The following is an 18,914-nucleotide window of genomic DNA, read 5'->3' on the forward strand; positions in this document are numbered from 1 at the left end:
CCGGCAAGGCCGGCTCCTGCACCTGCAGGGGCCAGCCTTCCCGGCGACTGGGGTCAACCCTTGTTGGCAGCCAGGCTGTCAACCAGCATTGCGCTCTGCGCATCGCTGGCTTCGATCATCAGCTGCTTCAGGCTCTTGTCGAAGCCCGGGAACGGCGCTTCGAAGTTGAACGTGGACTTGCCCAGCAGCCCGCCCACGTACTGGATACGCGCCGCGTCCCAGCTCACCTGCTTCTGACGGCCCAGGCGCGGGTCGCGCAGGAACACCAGTTGCACCGGGGTAACGCCCGAATAGTCCGCCTTGTCCAGATCGGCACCGGCCGCGATCAGCGCATTGGCCACGGTCTTGTCACGCTGCGTCATGCAGTAGTGCAAGGCAGTCTGGCCCGCGTAGTTCACCGCGTTGATGTCCTGGCTGGCGATCAGGCGCTGGCCCAGTTCCGGGCGCTCCTTGGTCAGGCTGTTGCTCTTGCACAGCTCGTGCAGCGGCGTGTTGCCGAACAGGTTGGCCGTCTTGGCATTGGACAAGGCCAGCAGTTGGTCGAAGTGCGCGTCCGAGCAGTCGCGCCACGCGTTCTTCAGGCACATCATCAGCCGGGTATTGCCCTCTGCGGTGGTCTTGAGCGGGTCGGCGCCCAGGCTCACCAGCATGTCGTAGGCATTCTCGGCCACATAGTGGACCGGCAGCTCGGCTTCGGCGATCAGCGGCTTGTTCAGGTCGATGTCAGAGGCCTGCAGCAGGTACTTGAGCGACTCCACATCGGCCACGTAGCCGTCACGGGTAGACTTGCCGGCCAGCGCTTCCTTGAGCTTGTAGTGGTTGGGCGGCACGTCCTGGTACGGCACCAGCACCTGCACATCCAGCTCGCGGTAGATCACGGTCTTGCCGGTGTCCTGCCCCGCCGCGTAGGTTTCGCGTTTTTCGACGGTCTTTTCCGGCCAGTCGGGCGAGGCGAAGTACTGGATCGAATCGCCATCGCGCTGGCCATCCTTGTAGGCAGTGACCTTACGCAGACGGTAGGTGCCGTCGTCGAGCAGCACGAACTCCTCCTGCAGGCCCTCCAGCTTGCCCTGGTTGTAGTGCTTGCGCTCCTGCAACTGGCCGGTCGGGTAGAAGGTTTCCTGCACGCCATCGAGCTGGCCGCTGCCGTCCTTGTCATAGTTGGCGACCACGGCCGGCACCTGCTCGCCATTGACCACGCGCCAGGCCGATTGGGCCAGGGTGCGACCGTTCTGCTTGCTGCCCTCTTCGTGCACCGTGACCTGTTCGCGGGTCTGCAGGCCGCTGGCGCAGTCGAACTGGCTCTCGGTCTGCTTCTTGCCGGCGATGACGATGCGCTGCTGCGGCTTTTTCTCGCCGCCGCTGCAATACACGGTCGTGGTGCCGGTCAGTTGGCCGTCATCGAGTTGCGCCTCGATAGCCACCGAGCCGTCGGCATTGTGGGTAACCCAGTCGCCCTGGACCTTGCCGTTCTTGACCTTGAACTCGGAGATCAGCGTGTCGCCTTCCTTCCAGATGATGGTGCCGGACACCGGCTCCTTGGTCTTCTTGTCCACATAGATGGCAGTGGGCTTGCCCTTGCTGCCCTTGGAGGTGGTGACCTCGTCCCACTGGTAACTCGACCCGCAGCCAGCCAGCAACGCGGCCATGCCTGATACAGCCAGTACTTTTTTCACAGAACGTCCTTGGAGTTGAATGTGGCGTGGAGAGTTACTTGATGCGGGTCAGGGTCATGCTGACCAGCTCACCGCCGTCCAGCACCACCAGGCGGTTGCCGTTGTCTTCAACGCGCGCGTTCATCACTGCGGTGCCGTTCTTGTCGCGGGCGACGACGGTGTCACCGTCACGCTTCCACTCGTCGATCTCGTACTTGTCGCCCAGCAGGGTGATGTAGTCCTCGTCCAGCTCTGCGGTACCCACGTTGCTCTTGAAGCCCATCACGCTGGCCTGCACGTTGAACTTGCCTTCGATGGCATCGCTGCCGCAGCCGGCCAGGGCGGCGAACAGCGAGGTGAGCACCAGCGTCTTGATGATTTTCATTAACCGAGTCCTTAGCACGTATCTGTCTTGTGGGTTGCACGCTGGCACTTTCATATCAACCTGCCAGCATGAGCAACCTATGACCCTGTCCTACAATTTAAGTTCACCTCACAAACAACTTTAGATTATTTGCCTAACTATCTGTTTTAAAACAAATGATGATGAAAATAGCCTGGGAACCCGGTGATTTGTTTCCTACACAGATGAGCCCCGCCATGGCCTATGCTCATCAGCTTGACCCGGATCAACAGCCCGCCGCCCGTGCAGGCGCACCCTGCCCCATGAAGTTGCGCGTGTACCCCCTTGAGGAGAAACGACCATGGCCCGCATGAAAGCTGCAATCTTTGTCGAAAAGAACCGCATCGTGCTCGATGAAAAACCGATCCCCGAGGTCGGCCCCTCGGACGCCCTGATCCGCATCACCACCACCACCCTGTGCGGCACCGACGTGCATATCCTGCGCGGCGAGTACCCGGTGGAAAAGGGCCTGACCATCGGCCATGAACCGGTCGGCATCATCGAAAAGCTCGGCGCCCAGGTTAAGGGCTTCACCGAGGGCCAGCGCGTCATCGCCGGCGCCATCACCCCCAGCGGCCACAGCTATGCCTGCCTGTGTGGCTGTTCGTCCCAGGACGGCCCCGGCACGCCGCACGGTTTCAAGCCGGCCGGCGGCTGGAAGTTCGGCAACACCATCGACGGCTGCCAGGCCGAATACGTGCTGGTGCCGGACGCCATGGCCAACCTCTCGCCGATCCCGGACGGGCTGAGTGACGAACAGGTACTGATGTGCCCCGACATCATGTCCACCGGGTTCTCCGGGGCCGAGCGCGGCGGCGTGCGTATCGGCGACACGGTGGCAGTGTTCGCCCTGGGGCCGATCGGCCTGTGCGCGGTGGCCGGGGCCAAGCTGATGGGCGCCACCACCATCATCGGCGTCGACACCGTGCCCGCGCGTCTTTCGGTAGCCCGCCAACTGGGCGCCACCCATGTGGTGGACTTCAAGCAGGGCAACGTGGTGGACCAGATCATGGCCCTCACCCACGGCCGTGGCGTAGACGTGAGCATCGAGGCGCTGGGCACCCAGTCGACCTTCGAGTCGGCGCTGCGCATCCTGCGCCCGGGCGGCACGCTGTCGAGCCTGGGGGTGTATTCCTCCGACCTGACCATCCCGCTGTCGGCCTTTGGCGCCGGGCTTGGCGACTACAGCATCGTCAGCACCCTGTGCCCCGGCGGCAAGGAGCGCATGCGCCGCCTGATGGAGGTGGTGGCCAGCGGCAGCGTCGACCTCAAGCCGCTGGTGACCCACCGCTACAAGCTCGACGACATCGAGGCGGCCTACGAACTGTTCGCGCACCAGCGCGACGGCGTGATGAAAGTCGCGATCACTCCATGAGCACCGCCATCAGGGCTGCATCGCCGGCAAGCCGCTGCTGAGCACCAGGCTGTCGCGGATCTGCCCCGACAGCGCATTGACCCCCGCCATCACCCCGGTGGCGGGGTTCTGCATCAGGCCCTGCCATTCCTCATTGAGCGCCACATTGAGGATTACCCGCAGCTGCTCGACCATGGCCGGGCGCTCGCTTTCGTGCATCATCGCGCCGATGCCCGCCGAGGCCACCGAGATCAGCGCCCCCACCGCCTTGCCCACCGCAGCCGCCACCGCGCTGGCCGCGCCGCGCGGCACCAGTGTTGCTTCGAGCTGGGCGCTGGCGCGCTTGGCCACCGACGACAGGCCCGTGTCGGACGGCGCCTGGCCTGCCGCCACCGCAGCCTTCTGGATCTGCTCGTTCAACGCCAGGTAGGCCGGCAGGGTCAGCAGTGGCTGGGCCGTGATCAGCTGATGCACCGAGGCGTCGCGTGCGGCCGGCGGGCCGAGGGCGATGGCGGGAATGCGGTTCAGGTGCAGGGCGAACTGGTCGGGGGCGGCGCGGTAGCGCTGGCCGATACCTTGCAGCTGCTGGCCGAGCAGTTGCACGTACAGTTGGGTGGCGCGCTCGCGGATCAGCTGCGGGTTGATTTCCCTGGCCACCGGCTCCAGCACCCGTTCGCGGTACTGCTCCTGCAGGTAGAGCGCCAGGCGGTCCTCGCCGGGCGCGGTCTGCTGGTTCTTGCTGACCTTGTACCAGGCCACCTTGAGGGTCAGCCACTGCTGGGTCCAGTAACCGGTGAACCACGGAATGAAGTCCGCCTCGGTGCGCGCGTGCACCGCGTCTTTCCATACCTTCATGGAGCGTCGCGCATAGTCCTGGGCGGAACGGCTGGCGCCCTCGGAGGCATCGATGATGTCCCAATCGACACGTTGCCAGGCGGCCTGGGACAGCACCACCGGGGGTTGCGGCGCTGGTGTCGGCCGGGACCGGGCGCAACCGCCGATGGCCAGCAACAGTGCAAGGGTGCAGAGGGCGAGCAGGATGCGCTGGTTCAAGGTCGGCCCCCCGGTACAGTGAAGCGCTTGCCTGGAGTATAGCGAGCGGCGCGGGAACCACGGCTGGCCTTGGTCGGCGCTGCTCGGTACCCTGTCGGCACCTGCACACATTCAAGGGAGCTTCCATGCGAGGTGAACTGCGAACCCCGGGCGAGCCGTTCAAGCGCCTGTTCATCGCCCTGCCCTGTACCGAGCAGCAATGCCGGGCCATCGGCAAATGGCGCAGCACACTGGGGATCACCCGTGGTCGTCCGGTGCCTGCGGCCAATTTTCACCTGACGCTGATGTTCCTTGGGGAAGTCGGCGTCTCGCGCCTGCCTGCGCTGTGCGACGCCATGGCGGCGGTGCCGCGCCCCGAAGGCCCGCTGCGCCTGGAGCTGGACCGGCTGGTCGCATGGCACCGCGCTGATGCACTGGTGCTGGAGCCCATGCAGACGCCGGTGGCCTTGCGTCAATGGGTGTATGCCCTGCAGCAGGCGTTGCTGCCGCTGGGCGTGGAAGACAGCGTGCGTGAGTTTCGTGCGCACCTGACGCTGGTGCGCGACTACCCGGGTGATGTACCGGAGACGCCGGAGCCACCGGCGTTCAGATTGAACATCGACGATTTCGTGTTGTTCGAGTCCAGTGGCGGCCGCTACAAGCCGATAGCGCAGTGGCCGCTGGCGTGAACCCCTGCCGACCGTGGTGTCGGCGCTGAATGGCAAGGAAGAGCATGTATTACTGGAACAAGGACAACTTCGAAGGCCTCAGGCGCATTGGCGAGGTCTATGCCTCCCGTGAAGGCTTTGCCGGTTTCTCGCGGTATTGCCTGCTGCGCGAACAGGGCCTGAAAAAGCCGGCGCTCAAGGCGCTGGACGAGTTTCTCGACGGTGCGCGTCAGCGGGAGGTGGGCCAGCAGCGGGCGATTGTCTGCGAGATTGCCGACCTTGCCTTCAGCAACAATGGTGCGCACCAGTTGTTGTCGCATGCCTTGACCCGCTACCTCAGGCAGGTGCTGCGAGCCTGGTGCGACGAGGGCCCGGCGTTGGCCGAGCCTTATCGCTGGATGGGCAAGCTGACGGGCGAGTCGGCGTGGTTCCAGGCGGCACTGGCGCACGACCCGCAGGATCAGGTGGCATTGCGGCAGTTGGCGCTGGATGAGCTGGGCGAGGTTGATTTCATGGTTCATCACCTGCATGAGTCGGTGTTTCTGGGTGACGTTACCGTTGCGGCGACGAAGCTTGCGCGTGCCAGTGCGCTGGCGCGGCTGATCGAGGCCGAGACGACCCGCAGTTACATTGATGGTGAAGTGTGCAGCCTGCGTGAAATGCTCGAGGCCTGGGCGGTGTATCAGCAGGGGGATCAGTCGGTGGGGTTTGCCCAGTGGTGCGAGGCGCAGGCGCATGAGTTCCGGTTCCTGAAGAGCTACTACTACACCGAATGAGGAGTGGCCCACCTCTATTGTAGGAGCCGGCCTTGCCGGCGAACGAGCGAAACGCGCTCGCCTCCCTAGAGATAAGCCTGCTCCCGCCCCGGGCTGCGCTCGAAATGCCGCTTGTACTCGCGGCTGAACTGCGACGTGCTCTGATACCCCACCCGATGCGCCACCTGCGCCACACCCAACCCCTCGCCTATCAACATCTGCTGCGCCTTGAGCAAACGCAACCGCTTGAGGTACTGGATCGGCGACAGCAACGTGCAGCGCTTGAAGTGCTCATGAAACGTCGAGGTACTCATGTTCGCCCGCCCCGCCAACGCCTCCACGCTCAACGGCTCGGCGTAATGCTCGCGCAAATGGCTGAGGGCTGCAGCGATGCGCGCAAAATGCCCCTGCTGCTCCACCAGCGCCCGCAGCACCCCGGCCTGCGGCCCACGCAAGGCCACGTACAACACCTCGCGCACTCGCGCCGCCCCCATCACCCGGCTTTCCAGCGGGTCGTGCAGGCATCGCAGCAGCCGCTCCACGCTCTCGCGCATCGGCGCATCCAGCGCCGCTGATGTCATGGACTCGGGCGTCTGCGCCGCCACCACCTGGCCAGCCCCCAGCCCCATGCTCTGCACCAGTTCGCTCAGCACCGTGCGGTCGATCGCCACCGACACGCCCAGCAGGGGTTCATCTTCGGTGGCGAAGGTTTCGCACATGAACGGCACCGACAGTGCCTGCACCAGGTAGTGGCCAGCCCCATATTCCAGGGTGCGCGGCCCCAGCCGGGCCAGTTTGCTGCCCTGGGCCAGGATCATCAGGCTCGGTTCGTAGATCTGCGGGCTGCTCGCCACGTAGTGGCTCCAGGACAACACCTGCACCTGCGGCAGGTGGGTGTCGACCGGGCCCGGGCGGGTGGCAAGGGGTTGGATCAGGGCGCAAAGCGTGGCATTGGCATCGGCGTGGCAGGTGAGCTGCATGGGGTACCGCATCAGAGGATCAGACACGCGCATCATCGCAGATTCGCTGCCCACCGCCACTACCGCACGCCCGATCCCGGAGGATCAGGCATGACTATCGGAGCATTACCCCAGGATCAGGTAGGTCTTGCGTACCGTCTGGCGCACGTCCCAGGTGCCCTGGCTGTTGGCGGCAAAGTACAGCGCATCGCCGGCACCGAACGGGATAGGTTCGCCACCCTCGGGGGTGAAGCTACCCTCGCCGCTGATGATATAGCTGTACTCGGCCTGCACCACCTGGCGCCGGAAGCGCCCCGGCGTACATTCCCACAAGCCGGTGCTGGCGCCCTGCCCGGCCAGCTCCTGGTGCAACGCGGTACGCGCCATGGCCACCGGCTCGCCCAGGGGGGCGCCGACTGCCGCGCTGGGGCCGAAGGCGGTGTCGTCTTCAAGGTGAATCAGTACAGGGTTCATGTGCAGTCCTCAGGATTTGTCTTCAAGCCCGGCCGGAGCCAGGCGGGCCAGCATGCAGTCGAGACGGCCGGCGGTGTGGCCGGCCATTTCGGCGCGCTCCTTGCGTATCACGGCGTTGCGCACCAGCGAACCGCCCACATACCGCAGCGGCTCCGGCGGGAAGGCCTTGCAGTTGCGCCCCACCAGCGCACAGGTGCTCCAGGCATCCTTGCGCCCCAGGGCCAGGCTGGCCAGGATGCGCCCGCCCAGGCGGCTGGGGCCCACGCCGTTGCCGCTCCAGCCGATGCCGTAGTGGATGTTGCCCTGCTCGCCCAGGCCGCCGAAGGTCGGCAGGCTGTCGTAGGTGCGGTCGATGGGCCCCGACCAGGTATGGGTGATGCGCACGTCATCGAGCATCGGGTAGGTACGGCGCAGGTCGGCCTCGGTCAGCGCGATGCTGCCCGGGTCGTGGCTGAACACCGGCCCGATCCTGCCGCCGTAGGCTATCGCCCCGGTGCCCTTGCCGAAGGCGATACGGCCATCCACGGTGGTGCGGTAGTAGTCGACCATCAGTTGCGAATCGGTGATCGACTCGGCGCCGGTCCAGCCCATCTGTTCCAGGCGGGTCGCCACCGGCTCGGTGAGCACGATGGAACTGTTGACCGGGGTGATCAGGCGCGCCAGTTGCGGCAAGGCAGCCGCCCAGGCATTGGTGGCCAGCACCACCGAGCCGGCACGGATGCGCGCCTGCGGGGTCAGCACCTGCACCGGTGTGCCGGGCTGGATATCGCTGACCGCAGTACCCTCGGCAATCACCACCCCCGCCTCCAGCGCCACCCGGCGCATGCCGCGCACCAGGGCGCCGGGTTGCACGGTGGCGTTGCTGCGCTCGAACACGCCGGCCAGGTGCACCTTCGAGCCACAACGGCGCGCCACCTCGGCAGCCGGCACCCGCTCGAACGGCGTCACCCCAAGGCGGGCACAGGCGGCCAGCGTGGCGTTCCAGGTGTCGATGTGCGCGGGGCTGGTGGCCGTCCACAACCAGCCCTTCTGGCGAAAGTGCGCGTCGATCTGGTGCTGCTGGCAGAACTCGCCCAGCTCGCTGATCGCCCGCTCGGCGCTGTGCCCCAGAAACAGCGCCTGCTCCGGGGTGCAGAAGCTCGCCAGGGTGCCGACCTTGGGCCACCACGACATCACGAAGCCGCCGTTGCGCCCCGAGGCGCCCCCGCCGCACACGTCCTGCTCCAGCACCATCACGCGGATATCCGGCTCATGTTCCTTGAGGGTCAGGGCGGTCCACAGGCCGACGAAGCCGCCACCGACGATCACCACATCGGCGTCGTGCTCGCCCTGCAGCGCCGGGCCGGGTTTGAGGCTGGGCTCGGCGCTTTCCAGCCAGTAGCTGCGTTTGAGCGGTGCGCTGGGGGTCAGTTTCATGAGCGTGCCGCCCAGGCGTTGAAGCGCTGTTCGAGCAGTTCGCCGTGGTCGGCCCAGAAGCTTGCGTTCATCGGCAACTGGCCTTGCAGGTTGGGGCTGCCGGTGGGCAGCTCGCTGACCCGCTGCTCGCTCAGCAGGCCCAGGGCCTCGCGGTTGACCGGCCCGTAGGCGATCTGCTCGGCGTAGCCCTTCTGCTGCTCGGCCTTGAGGGTGTGGTTGATGAACTTCAGTGCTTCGTCGCGCTTCTTGGCCCCACGCGGGATGGCCCAGGCGTCCATGTCATAGATGCCGCCATTCCACACGATGCGCAGCGGGGTCTGGCTCTGCACCGCGCTGATCCGGCCGCTGTAGGCCGAGCTCATCACCACATCGCCCGAGGCCAGGTATTGCGGCGGCTGGGCGCCGGCCTCCCACCACTGGATGCTCGACTTGATCTGGTCGAGCTTGGCGAAGGCGCGGTCCTGGCCTTCACGGGTGGCCAGCAAGGTGTAGACATCGGCCGCTGGCACGCCATCGGCCAGCAGGGCGAATTCCAGGGTATACATGGCGCCCTTGCGCAGCCCGCGCTTGCCGGGGAATTTCTCCAGGTTCCAGAAGTCGTCCCAGCTGGTGGGGGCCACCTTGAGCTTGTCGGCGTTGTAGGCGATCACCGTCGACCACACGAAAAAGCCCACGCCGCACGGCTGTACCGCACCGGGCAGCAGTTGCGCGGCCACGGCCGGGTCGGGGGCGAACTCTTCGAGCAGGCCTTCTTCACAGGCGCGTGCCAGCTCGGGCAACTCCATCTCGACCACATCCCACGAGACGCTGCCGGTATCGACCATCACCTTGACCTTGGCCATCTCGCCATTGAACTCGCCGGCCACGATACGGGTGCCGGTCTGTGCCTGGTAGGTGTCATAGAAGGCCGCCACCTGTGCGGCCTTGTTGGCCCCGCCGTGGGACACCACGGTGAGGTCGGCCAGCGCCGATGTGCTGCACGCAGCGGCAGCGATCAGGGTGAGCGAAAAGGCCAGATTCTTGTGCATTGTTATGTTCTCCGGGTCGGGATGGCTCAGTAGGCCAAGTGTCGAGCCGCAGCCGGGCCGCCACAATCAGACGCAAACAAGATTCAGCCGCGCACCTTCATACGTTCGTACAAAGCCGTTCAAAGGCGCGCCATGCCCGGTTACACTGGCCGTCACCCTGCCCCGGAAGCTGCCCCATGGCCCTGTCTGTCAGCGACATCATCGCCCTGCCCGAACTGCGCACCCGCGTCATCAGCGGTGCCGGAGGGCTGGGCAAGCCGGTGCGCTGGGCCCACGTGTGCGAACTGGCCGAGCCCAGCGAATGGCTGGGCGACGCCGACCTGCTGATGACCACCGGCATCGGCATACCCACCGATGCCGATGCCCAGCGCGCGTACGTGGAAAACCTCGCGGCCGCTGGCCTGGCGGGCATGATGATCGGCGAGAACATGCAGGCCCCGGCCAACCTCGAGGCCTTGATGGAGCGGGCCGACGCCCTGGGCTTTGCGGTGATGTTCACCCACTACGGCGTGCCCTTCGCCGCCGTCACGCGGGCCATCGTCGATGCCGGCCAGCAGGAGGAGCAGGCGCGCCGCAATGCCATCACCCGGGTCTACGAAAGTGCCCGCATGAGCATCCAGGGGCTGGGCCTGGGCGCACTGCTCAAGCGCCTGGAAAAGGACGTGCAGGCGCGCCTGACCCTGCTCGACGCCGCCTCGCTGGCGCCCTGGCGCGACGCACTGGGCGGCCTGCCGGCAAGCCAGCGCCAATGGCTGGCAGCCCGCCAGCGCGACACCTCGGGCAACCGGCCGGTGGTGCAGCGCCATGCGCTGGAGGCGGGCGAGCTGCTGGTGATGGCGCTGCCGTCCCAGGCCGACTGCCTGCTGGTGGCCGAAGGTGACGGGCTGCTCGACTACGGCCTGTTGCACCACGTGGTGGCGGTGCTGGGCATCGAGCTGGAGCGCCTGCGGGTCGACAACGAGCGCAACCTGCGCCTGGGCTCCGAGCTGCTGGACGATCTGTTGCAGCAGCGTCTGCCGGCGCATCAGGCACAACAGCGCCTGGCCGCCTTCGACATCGGCGCCGAACAGGCCTGCCTGCTGCTCGGCCGCGCCGCCGGGGTGTCACCGGCGGCCTGCGACGAAGCCCTGCAACGCCAGGGTCGTCGCGTGCTGATTCGGGTTCAGGGCGATGACCTGATCGTGCTCGGCGCCGCCGAAAGCATCCCGCAGCTGCAGGCGCAACTGCAGGCGCCGCTGGGGGTGAGCAACCCGCTGGGCCACGCCGGGCGCAGTGTCGAGGCGCTGCGCGAGGCGCGCCTGGCACTGGCCCACACCAGCGCCGCGCAACCGCTGGTGACCTACGCCCAGGCCGGCGCCAGCGTACCGTGGCTGGCGCAGAGCCTGGATGAAGCCGAACGTACTTTCCGCAACGTACTGGGCCCGCTGGCCGACTACGACAGCCAGCAGAACACCCAGCTGCTGCACACCCTGCAGGTGTTTCTGCAACACAACCGCTCGTGGCTGGCGGCGGCCGCGCAGCTGCACGTGCACAAGCAGACGCTGGTGTACCGCATGCGCCGCATCGAAGAGATCACCGGCCGCTCGCTGGACAGTACCGAGGACGTGGCCACGCTGTGGTTCGCCTTGCGCGCGGCGCGCATGGCGGGGCTGGCCTGAGGGCTAGGCGGCAGACGCCCCAGCGTGCTGCCATGGCGCCCCCTTGGCAAAGGCCGCCTCCATCCAGTGCTTGAACGCCAGGGTAGTGGCCGTGGTGAAGCGCGCCGAAGGCCGCATCAGGTAGATGCCCGACGCCGAGTCCAGCTGCCACTGGGGCAGCACGCGCACCAGGCGCCCCTCGGCCAGGTCCTGGTGCATCATCCAGTCGCCACCGGCCAGAATCCCCACGCCGCAGCGCGCCGCCGCCAGCAGTGCCTCGTTGTCATTGCTGATCAGGCTGCCCTGCACCCGCACCGTCTGCTGCCCGCCCTGCCCGTTCAGGCGCCAGTCGGGGAACGAACGCAAGCCGCTGAAACCCAGGCAATTGTGCCCGGCCAGGTCGGCTGGCCGTTGCGGTGCGCCGTGACGATGCAGATAGGCCGGCGCAGCACACAGGATGCGCGTGTGCTCGCACAGCTTGCGCGCCACCAGCCGGTTGTCGGCCAGCTCGCCGACGCGCACGGCCACGTCGAAGCCTTCGCCCACGATATCGACGAAGCGGTCGGCATAGTCGACGTCGACGGTCACCTCGGGGTAGGCCAGGGAAAACCCGGCCACCAGCGGGCTCAGCCAGCGCCGGCCCATCGCCCCCGGCAGCGCCACGCGTAGACGCCCGCGCACCTGCGCCGCACCGTTGCAGGCCTCGAGTTCGGCCGTGCTGATCAGGCTGGCGGCATGCTGCAGGCGCTCCACCAGCCGCGTGCCCTCGTCGGTGAAGCGCAGTTGCCGGGTGGTTCGCTCCACCAGGCGGATACCCAGGCGCTGCTCCAGAGCCGCCAGGCGCTTGGACAGCACCGAGGCATGGCGTTGCAGCACCCGGCCGGCGGCAGCGAACGAGCCGTGCTCGTGCAGCGCCAGCAAGGTGGCAAATTCATCGGCCTGACGGCTGTCGAAAGGGTCCATCGGTGAGTTCGGCCTCGTGCGCGTCGGTCAGGGGATCAGCACGACCGCCCCCTGGGACCGGCCTTGCTCGATGGCAGCATGGGCGCTGGCCACGTCGGCCAGGGGGTAGCGTTGCCATATGTGCGGCTGGATGATACCCGCCGCCAGTGCATCCAGCACATCCTGCGCGCGCTGCTGGTACTCCTGGGGGCTGGCGGTATGTGCCGCCAGTGACGGCCGGGTGAGGAACAGCGAGCCCTTGGCGTTCAGCGTGCCCACCTCGACCGCTGGGGGCGCGCCGCTGGTGGCGCCGAACGACACCAGCGTGCCGTGCGGGCGCAGGCTGTCCAGCGACGCCTCCCAGCTCACCCGGCCGACCGAGTCGTAGACCACATCGACCTTGTGGCCCTGGGTCAGCTCGCTCACCTGGGCCGCCAACGTGGCTGCGTCGAACACCAGCACCGCATTGCAGCCGGCCGCCTTGGCGCGCTCGACGCTTTGCGCCCTGGACACCACACCAATCACATGGGCGCCCAGGTGCCTGGCCCACGGCACCATGATCTGCCCTACCGCCCCCGCCGCACCGTAGATCAGCACACGCGTGCCGGGGCCTACCGGGTAGCTCGCCTTGAGCAGGTACTGGGCGGTGATGCCCTTGAACAGCACGGCAGCCGCGTCTTCGAACGACACGGCAGCGGGCAGCCTGACCAGGCGCTCGGCCGGGTACAGGCGTGCACTGGCATAGCCACCCAGCGGCCCGGTGGCATAGGCCACACGGTCGCCCACGGCCACCTCGGTCACGCCCGCCCCCAGCGCCCGCACGGTGCCGGCACCTTCCAGGCCCAGCGCGGACGGCAAGGCAATCGGCACGGTGCCCTTGCGCTGGTTGATGTCCAGCGGGTTGACGCCGATCGCGGCCTGTTCAAGCCACACCTGGCCCGGGCCTGGCGCTTGCACGGCGCCGGCCTGAAGCTGCATCACCTCGGGGGCGCCTACCGCCTGGAGCGTGATTGAAGTCACCATGATGTTGCCTCTTGCAGTGGTTGAAGGTCTGCAAAGGCTAATTAGCGCACCCGTAAACGACAATACAGCGCCATTGCCGAACATATGTGCACCTGATGCAGCAATGCCACATGCCCTTCGGCCCCCTACAGCGCCCGCACCAGCGCCGCTGCCACAATGCCTGCCGCAATCGCCGGCAGCGGCTTTTTCACCAGCAGCATCACCACCGCCGTGCTCAGCAGCGCCAGGCGTGCGCCGTTGTCGCCGTTCACCGCCAACGGCGTCAGCACCGCCACCAGCACCGAGCCGGACATCGCGCTGATGAACTGCTGCACGCGGTAGTTGATGGGCACGAACGACATCACGAACACACCCCCCCAACGGGTGGCCAGGGTCACCAGGCCCATGATCACCACCAGCAGCAGCGTGCCGGCGCCTGCAGTTTCAACGTTCATGCTTGTTCTCCATCCACACCACACCCAGAATGCCGCCCGCCAGCGCGCCCACCACCACGTGGCTGTTCTCCGGCAGGTACCAGTAGGCCAGCAGCGATGAACCGGCCGCCACGATCCAGATCATCAGCATGCGCAGGCTCTTGTGCCCGCCCAGCACCATCGCCAGCAGAAAGCAGCCCATCACCATGTCCAGGCCCAGGCTGACCGGGTCGTGGATCGCATTGCCGAAATGCAGCCCCAGCCAACTGCCCAGGCACCACGCCGACCACAGCGCGATACCGCCGCCCAGCACCAGGCCCAGGCCCGGCTTGCCGGCGTTCAATGCCTGCATGGCCATCGCCCAGTTGGCGTCGGACACCACCAGCATCACGCCGTAGCGCCGGGCAGTGGGCAGCTCGCGCAGCCAGGGGTACAGCGTGGCGCCCATCAGCAGGTGACGGGCATTGATGGCGAACACGGTGATAATCAGCGGCACCAGCGGTACCTGCTCGCCCCACAGTTCCAGCGCGGCGAACTGCGAGGCGCCGGCGAACACCAGTGCGCTCATCAGCAGGGTCGCCGCGTCCCCCAGCCCGGTCTGGGCTGCAGCGAGGCCGAAGGCCACACCGAACACCACGACGAACAGGGAAATCGGCAAGAGTTGCTTGAAGCCAGCCCAGACGTCGCTCCACGCGAGCCTGGATAGATGCTTCTCTACGGTTGACAAGGCACAGCCTCCTTCGTGTGGCGATCTTGTCATGCACCGGCCCGAAGGGGCGCATGCCGAACCGCTCGTTTTATAGTGACGCACGCGCGCGCTGGCGTGCGGGCGCTACTATGCCCGCACACACGCGCGTCACAAAGCCTGTTGTGCAGTTGTCGGCGAATTTACTCTCGCGTCGGTGCCTGGGGGCGCAAGGCGGCCTCGATGGCGGCGATGTCTATCTTGTCCATCTGCATCATCGCGTCGAAGGCACGCTTGGCCGCAGCCGGGTCGGGGTGAGTGATCGCGGCGGTCAGCGCGCGCGGGGTGATCTGCCACGACAGCCCCCACTTGTCCTTGCACCAGCCGCACACGCTGGCCTGGCCGCCGTTGCCGATGATCGCCTGCCACAGGCGGTCGGTCTCGGCCTGGTCGTCGGTGGCCACCTGGAACGAGAACGCCTCGCTGTGATGGAAGGCCGAGCCGCCATTGAGGCCCAGGCACGGGATGCCCATGACCGTGAACTCCACGGTCAGCACATCGCCCTGCTTGCCGGCAGGGAAGTCACCGGGGGCATGGTGCACGGCGCCCACCGCGCTGTCGGGAAAGATGCTGGCGTAAAAGGTGGCAGCCTCCAGCGCCGCGCCGTCGTACCAGAGGCAGATCGTGTTCTTGCTGTTCATCGTGGTTCTCCACAGAAAAGCGACAGACCTCTGCAGTCTAGTCGCCCGCGGCGCAACCCTTGAGCCAGTCGATCAGTACCTGCACCCGCCGGGGCAACGGGTCGCGCGGCGGGTGAACCAGAAAGTAGTCATAGCGCCCCGGCTGGGAAAACCCGCCGAACGGCAGCACCAGCTCGCCCTGGTCGATACGCGCCTGCACCAGGCGCTGGCGGCCGATGGCGATACCGGCGTGGTGGATGGCCGCCGTCACGCACAGGTCCGACCGATCGAAGGTCAGGCCGCGCTGCGGCAAGGCGTCCAGCAGCCCCTGCTGGCCAGCCCACAGTTGCCACTCGGCATCGAACACCGCGTTCTCCCAGGCCAGTGCATCGTGCAGCAAAGTGCACTGGCGCAGATTGGCGGGGTTGTCGAACAGCTGGTGCAGCTCGGCATAGCGCGGGCTGCACACCGGGGCGATGGTCTCGCTCATCAGCGCATGGCTGACCAGGCCGGGAAACTCGCCATTGGCGTACAGCAGCGCCAGGTCGATGTTGTGCGTGCGAAAGTCGACCGCATCGTTGCCCACCCGCACGTCCAGCGCGATGTTCGGGTAGCGCTGGTGGAAGTCGGCCAGGCGCGGCACCAGCCAGCATTGCGCTGCGGACGGGCGCGCATACAACGCCACCGCCCCGCGCAGCTCTGCCTCGGGCGATGGCTCCAGGGCATCGCCCAGCTGCTCCATCACCCCCTGCAGTATCGCGAACACCCGCTCGCCCTCGGCTGTCAGGCGTATGCGCCGGGTCAGCCGCTCGAACAGGCGCAGCGCCAGGGCCTGCTCCAGGCGGGCGATACGGTGGCTCACCGCGCTGGGGGTCAGGCACAGCTCCTCGGCTGCCTGGGCAAAGCTCAGGTGCCGCGCCGCCACCAGAAAGGTGTGCAGGTTGGCAAATTGCGAGCTGTTCAGGCGTGCGCTCAAACGCGGGGGCAGGTTCAGCATCGGGGCAGGTTCCGCTAGTGTCCGGCCAGCAGTGTACGGCCCTGCGCCAGATACGCCTGCATTTCATCGTCCGGCACCATGCTGCCGCCGGTGCCCCACACCAGGTGCGTGGCATTGGCCAGGCGCTGCGCGCTCAGGCCTAGGCGCTGGCGATAGCCCTGCCGTTCCCCGGTCACCCGCAGGAACCCCGGCAGCCCGGCCAGCGCCGAGGGTTCCAGGCGATGGCCCTCGATGGCTTCGAGTTGCGCCAGTTGCCGATACAGCTGCTCGTCGGTAACGGTGTAATAGCCGTCGATCAGGCGCTGCATGGAGCGCCCGACAAACCCGGACGGGCGCCCCACCGCCAGGCCGTCGGCGGCGGTGCGGTTGTCGATGCCGAAGTCGTACACGCTGACCTGCTCGTGCAGCCCGGTGTACACCCCCAGCAGCATGCAGGGCGAATGGGTCGGCTCGGCGAACACGCAGTGCACCGCGTCGGCGAAGATCTGCTTCAGACCGAATGCCACCCCGCCAGGGCCACCACCAACGCCGCATGGCAGGTAGACGAACAGCGGGTGCTCGGCATCCACCCTGATGCCCGCCGCCTCGAGCTGGCGTTGCAGGCGACGCGCCGCCACCGCGTAGCCGAGGAACAGGTTGATGGAGTTTTCGTCATCGACGAAATGGCAGCGCGGGTCGGCCTCGGCCTGCTGGCGCCCCTGCTCCACCGCCACGCTGTAGTCGGACGCATACTCGATCACCTCCACCCCACAACTGTGCAAGCGGTCCTTCTTCCACTGCCGGGCGTCGGCCGACATGTGCACGCTGGCCTTGAAGCCCAGGCGCGCACTCATGATGCCGATGGACAGGCCCAGGTTGCCGGTGGAGCCGACCGCCACGCTGTACTGGCCGAAAAATGCCCGCGCGCGGTCGCTGTCGAGGCTCGCGTAGTCATCCCCAGGCTGCAGGATGCCCGCCGCCAATGCGAGGTCTTCGGCATGCTTGAGCACCTCGTAGATACCGCCACGCGCCTTGATCGAGCCGGAGATCGGCAGCAGGTTGTCGGCCTTGAGCCACAGCGCGCCCTGCACGGGTACCTGCGCTTCGGCGCACAGCGCGGCCTGCACCTGCGCCAACGGCAGCAGGGGCGACTCGATGATGCCCTTGCTCACCGCCGTCTGCGGGAAGGCCGAGGCAATGTAGCTGGCAAAACGTTCCAGCCGCGCGCTGGCGTCGTCCACATCGGCCAGGGTCAGCGGCACGTCGCCCAGCGCCTGCGCTGTCGGGGCCAGGCCCGGGTTGAACCAGGTGGTCGGTTGCAGGCGCACCAGGTCGGCGATCAAGGGGTGGCTGTGCTGCCACTGGTCCAGGGTCTTGTCGTGAATCATGCGGTTCTCCAGAAAAGTGACGGTAGTACGGGCAGGCTCATACCCAGTGCGACAGCAGCAGGGTCATGCCCAGGGCCACGACCGAAGCCAGCAGTGTCGCGGCAGTGAATTTTTTGAGCGCCTCGCCCAGCGACACGCCCAGGTATTCCTTGACCACCCAGAACGCCGAGTCGGTGACGGTAGTCCAGCCAATCGCGCCGGCGCCAATGGCAATGATCACGATCTCGCGGTTCTGCCCCGGCATCGCGTCCAGCAGCGGCAGCACCATGCCGGCGGCGCTGACCATTGCCACGGTGGCCGAGCCGACCGCCAGGTGCATCAGCCCGGCGACGAACCAGGCCAGCAGGATCGGGTTCAGGTCCCACTGCGACAGGGTGCTGGCCAGCACCTTGCCGACCCCGCTGTCGATCAGTACGCCATTGAAGGCACCGCCGGCACCGATGATCAACAGGATACTGGCCAGCGGGGTGAAGGAGCCGGCAGTCAGCGCCTGCAACCGCGCCATGCCCAGGCCACGGCGCAGGCCCAGCGCCCAGTAGGCGAAGCACACCGCGATGGCCAGGGCAGTGAGCGGGTTGCCGAGGAACATCATCAGCCGGTACAGCCCGGCCTCGGGCGCCAGGGTCATGCTGGCCAGGGTCTTGCCCACCATCAGCAGCAGCGGCAGCAGAATCACCAGCAGGGTCAGGCCCAGGCCCGGCATCGACTGGCCAGCGGCTGGCGTGGCGGCAGGCTCTGGCGCGGCCTGCGCGTCGGGCGCGGCGTGCCGCGGGCACACCAGCGTGGCCCATACCGGGCCGGCAATCACCGCGGTCGGCAGGCCGACGATCAGCCCGTACAGGATCACCTTGCCCACGTCGCCCCCCAGCAGTTGGGTGATGGCCATTGCCGCCGGGTGCGGCGGCAGCATGCAGTGCACGGTCATCAGCGATACGGCCAGTGGCAGGCCGACGTAGAGGATGTTGAGCCGGGTCTGGCGGGCCACCACGTAGATCAGTGGTATCAGCAACACGAAACCGACTTCGAAAAACACCGGTATGCCCACCACGAAGCCCACCAGCATCATGGCCCACGCCGTGCGCTGTTCACCCAGGGCGTCGAGCAGCGAGCGCGCAATGCGTTCGGCGCCGCCCGACACCTCCAGCAGTTTGCCCAGGATGCTGCCCAGGCCGATCACCGCCGCAAGAAAACCCAGGGTGCCGCCCATGCCCTTCTCGAACGAATCGGCGATGGCCGGCAGCGGCATGCCGGCCCCGGCGCCCACCACAAAACTGGCCAGCATCAGCGCCAGGAACGAGTGCACCCGAAACCTGACCACCAGCACCACGATCAGGCCGATGGCCGCCATCAATATCAGTAACAAACCTGCGTCTTCGTGCATGACTTCGCCTTTATTTGTTTTAGTGAGCGATTGCCGCGCAGGGCG

Annotated in this window: 19 protein-coding genes; 4 read left to right on the forward strand and 15 right to left on the reverse strand. The window is 66.9% G+C overall.

Annotation, left to right across the window (positions count from 1 at the left end):
• Window positions 1-53 precede the first annotated feature (53 nt).
• On the reverse strand, window positions 54-1,676 hold the full coding sequence (locus tag N0B28_RS13895; RefSeq protein WP_275726804.1) for an ankyrin repeat domain-containing protein: 1,623 nt from the start codon (window positions 1,674-1,676) through the stop codon (window positions 54-56).
• Window positions 1,677-1,710: 34 nt separating this feature from the next.
• Window positions 1,711-2,040 carry a hypothetical protein gene (locus tag N0B28_RS13900; protein WP_043861351.1) on the reverse strand — a complete coding sequence of 110 codons (330 nt, stop codon included), beginning with the start codon at window positions 2,038-2,040 and terminating at the stop codon, window positions 1,711-1,713.
• 319 nt (window positions 2,041-2,359) lie between these two features.
• Between N0B28_RS13900 and N0B28_RS13905 the strand changes: the two genes are divergently transcribed.
• Window positions 2,360-3,433 carry an NAD(P)-dependent alcohol dehydrogenase gene (locus tag N0B28_RS13905; protein ID WP_043861352.1) on the forward strand — a complete coding sequence of 358 codons (1,074 nt, stop codon included), beginning with the start codon at window positions 2,360-2,362 and terminating at the stop codon, window positions 3,431-3,433.
• Window positions 3,434-3,442: 9 nt separating this feature from the next.
• Here N0B28_RS13905 and N0B28_RS13910 read toward each other — a convergent pair whose 3' ends face one another.
• Complete coding sequence (locus N0B28_RS13910) at window positions 3,443-4,465, reverse strand: hypothetical protein (RefSeq protein ID WP_043861353.1); 1,023 nt, start codon at window positions 4,463-4,465, stop codon at window positions 3,443-3,445.
• 125 nt (window positions 4,466-4,590) lie between these two features.
• Here N0B28_RS13910 and thpR point away from each other — a divergent pair, with 125 nt between their 5' ends.
• Both thpR and N0B28_RS13920 read left to right on the forward strand, forming a co-directional pair.
• On the forward strand, window positions 4,591-5,133 hold the full coding sequence (gene thpR, locus N0B28_RS13915) for an RNA 2',3'-cyclic phosphodiesterase (protein ID WP_058540122.1): 543 nt from the start codon (window positions 4,591-4,593) through the stop codon (window positions 5,131-5,133).
• Window positions 5,134-5,177: 44 nt separating this feature from the next.
• Window positions 5,178-5,888: a hypothetical protein gene (locus tag N0B28_RS13920; RefSeq protein WP_275726809.1), complete on the forward strand. Its 711-nt coding sequence runs from the start codon at window positions 5,178-5,180 to the stop codon at window positions 5,886-5,888.
• 65 nt (window positions 5,889-5,953) lie between these two features.
• Here N0B28_RS13920 and N0B28_RS13925 read toward each other — a convergent pair whose 3' ends face one another.
• From N0B28_RS13925 to N0B28_RS13940, 4 genes are all read right to left on the reverse strand, one after another.
• Window positions 5,954-6,847 (reverse strand): AraC family transcriptional regulator, encoded by an 894-nt coding sequence (locus tag N0B28_RS13925; protein ID WP_054914598.1) that lies wholly within the window; start codon window positions 6,845-6,847, stop codon window positions 5,954-5,956.
• Window positions 6,848-6,952: 105 nt separating this feature from the next.
• On the reverse strand, window positions 6,953-7,300 hold the full coding sequence (locus N0B28_RS13930) for a cupin domain-containing protein (protein ID WP_043861356.1): 348 nt from the start codon (window positions 7,298-7,300) through the stop codon (window positions 6,953-6,955).
• Window positions 7,301-7,309: 9 nt separating this feature from the next.
• Window positions 7,310-8,716 carry an FAD-dependent oxidoreductase gene (locus N0B28_RS13935; protein WP_054914599.1) on the reverse strand — a complete coding sequence of 469 codons (1,407 nt, stop codon included), beginning with the start codon at window positions 8,714-8,716 and terminating at the stop codon, window positions 7,310-7,312.
• Entirely contained in the window at window positions 8,713-9,744 is a 1,032-nt protein-coding gene (locus tag N0B28_RS13940) for an ABC transporter substrate-binding protein (protein WP_116054260.1), read from the reverse strand. Before N0B28_RS13940 ends, N0B28_RS13935 begins: the two co-directional genes overlap by 4 nt.
• Window positions 9,745-9,920: 176 nt before the next feature.
• Here N0B28_RS13940 and N0B28_RS13945 point away from each other — a divergent pair, with 176 nt between their 5' ends.
• Window positions 9,921-11,402 (forward strand): PucR family transcriptional regulator ligand-binding domain-containing protein, encoded by a 1,482-nt coding sequence (locus N0B28_RS13945; RefSeq protein ID WP_275726812.1) that lies wholly within the window; start codon window positions 9,921-9,923, stop codon window positions 11,400-11,402.
• Between the two features lie 3 nt (window positions 11,403-11,405).
• On the opposite strand, the gene N0B28_RS13950 is transcribed toward N0B28_RS13945, so the two are convergent.
• The 8 genes from N0B28_RS13950 to N0B28_RS13985 all read right to left on the reverse strand — a co-directional run bounded on the left by N0B28_RS13950 (window position 11,406) and on the right by N0B28_RS13985 (window position 18,869).
• On the reverse strand, window positions 11,406-12,344 hold the full coding sequence (locus tag N0B28_RS13950; RefSeq protein ID WP_100632808.1) for a LysR family transcriptional regulator: 939 nt from the start codon (window positions 12,342-12,344) through the stop codon (window positions 11,406-11,408).
• A gap of 27 nt (window positions 12,345-12,371) precedes the next feature.
• The gene (locus N0B28_RS13955) at window positions 12,372-13,346 is read right to left on the reverse strand and encodes a quinone oxidoreductase (protein WP_275726814.1); all 975 of its coding nucleotides are present in this window, start codon (window positions 13,344-13,346) and stop codon (window positions 12,372-12,374) included.
• Window positions 13,347-13,471: 125 nt separating this feature from the next.
• Window positions 13,472-13,780, reverse strand: a complete 309-nt coding sequence (locus N0B28_RS13960; protein WP_043861362.1) for an AzlD domain-containing protein — start codon at window positions 13,778-13,780, stop codon at window positions 13,472-13,474.
• Complete coding sequence (locus N0B28_RS13965; RefSeq protein WP_043861363.1) at window positions 13,770-14,486, reverse strand: AzlC family ABC transporter permease; 717 nt, start codon at window positions 14,484-14,486, stop codon at window positions 13,770-13,772. Before N0B28_RS13965 ends, N0B28_RS13960 begins: the two co-directional genes overlap by 11 nt.
• Window positions 14,487-14,647: 161 nt before the next feature.
• Window positions 14,648-15,145 (reverse strand): VOC family protein, encoded by a 498-nt coding sequence (locus N0B28_RS13970; RefSeq protein WP_275726820.1) that lies wholly within the window; start codon window positions 15,143-15,145, stop codon window positions 14,648-14,650.
• Between the two features lie 37 nt (window positions 15,146-15,182).
• Window positions 15,183-16,121 carry a DNA-binding transcriptional regulator DsdC gene (gene dsdC / locus N0B28_RS13975; protein ID WP_054914605.1) on the reverse strand — a complete coding sequence of 313 codons (939 nt, stop codon included), beginning with the start codon at window positions 16,119-16,121 and terminating at the stop codon, window positions 15,183-15,185.
• Window positions 16,122-16,135: 14 nt separating this feature from the next.
• Window positions 16,136-17,488, reverse strand: coding sequence for a D-serine ammonia-lyase (locus tag N0B28_RS13980; protein WP_275726822.1), 1,353 nt, complete (start codon window positions 17,486-17,488; stop codon window positions 16,136-16,138).
• Window positions 17,489-17,525: 37 nt separating this feature from the next.
• A complete protein-coding gene (locus tag N0B28_RS13985; RefSeq protein ID WP_078480339.1) occupies window positions 17,526-18,869 on the reverse strand; it encodes a gluconate:H+ symporter in 1,344 nt (447 codons plus the stop codon).
• Window positions 18,870-18,914: the final 45 nt, after the last annotated feature.

The sequence above is a fragment of the Pseudomonas sp. SD17-1 genome, assembly GCF_029201585.1.
Taxonomy (GTDB): domain Bacteria; phylum Pseudomonadota; class Gammaproteobacteria; order Pseudomonadales; family Pseudomonadaceae; genus Aquipseudomonas; species Aquipseudomonas palmensis.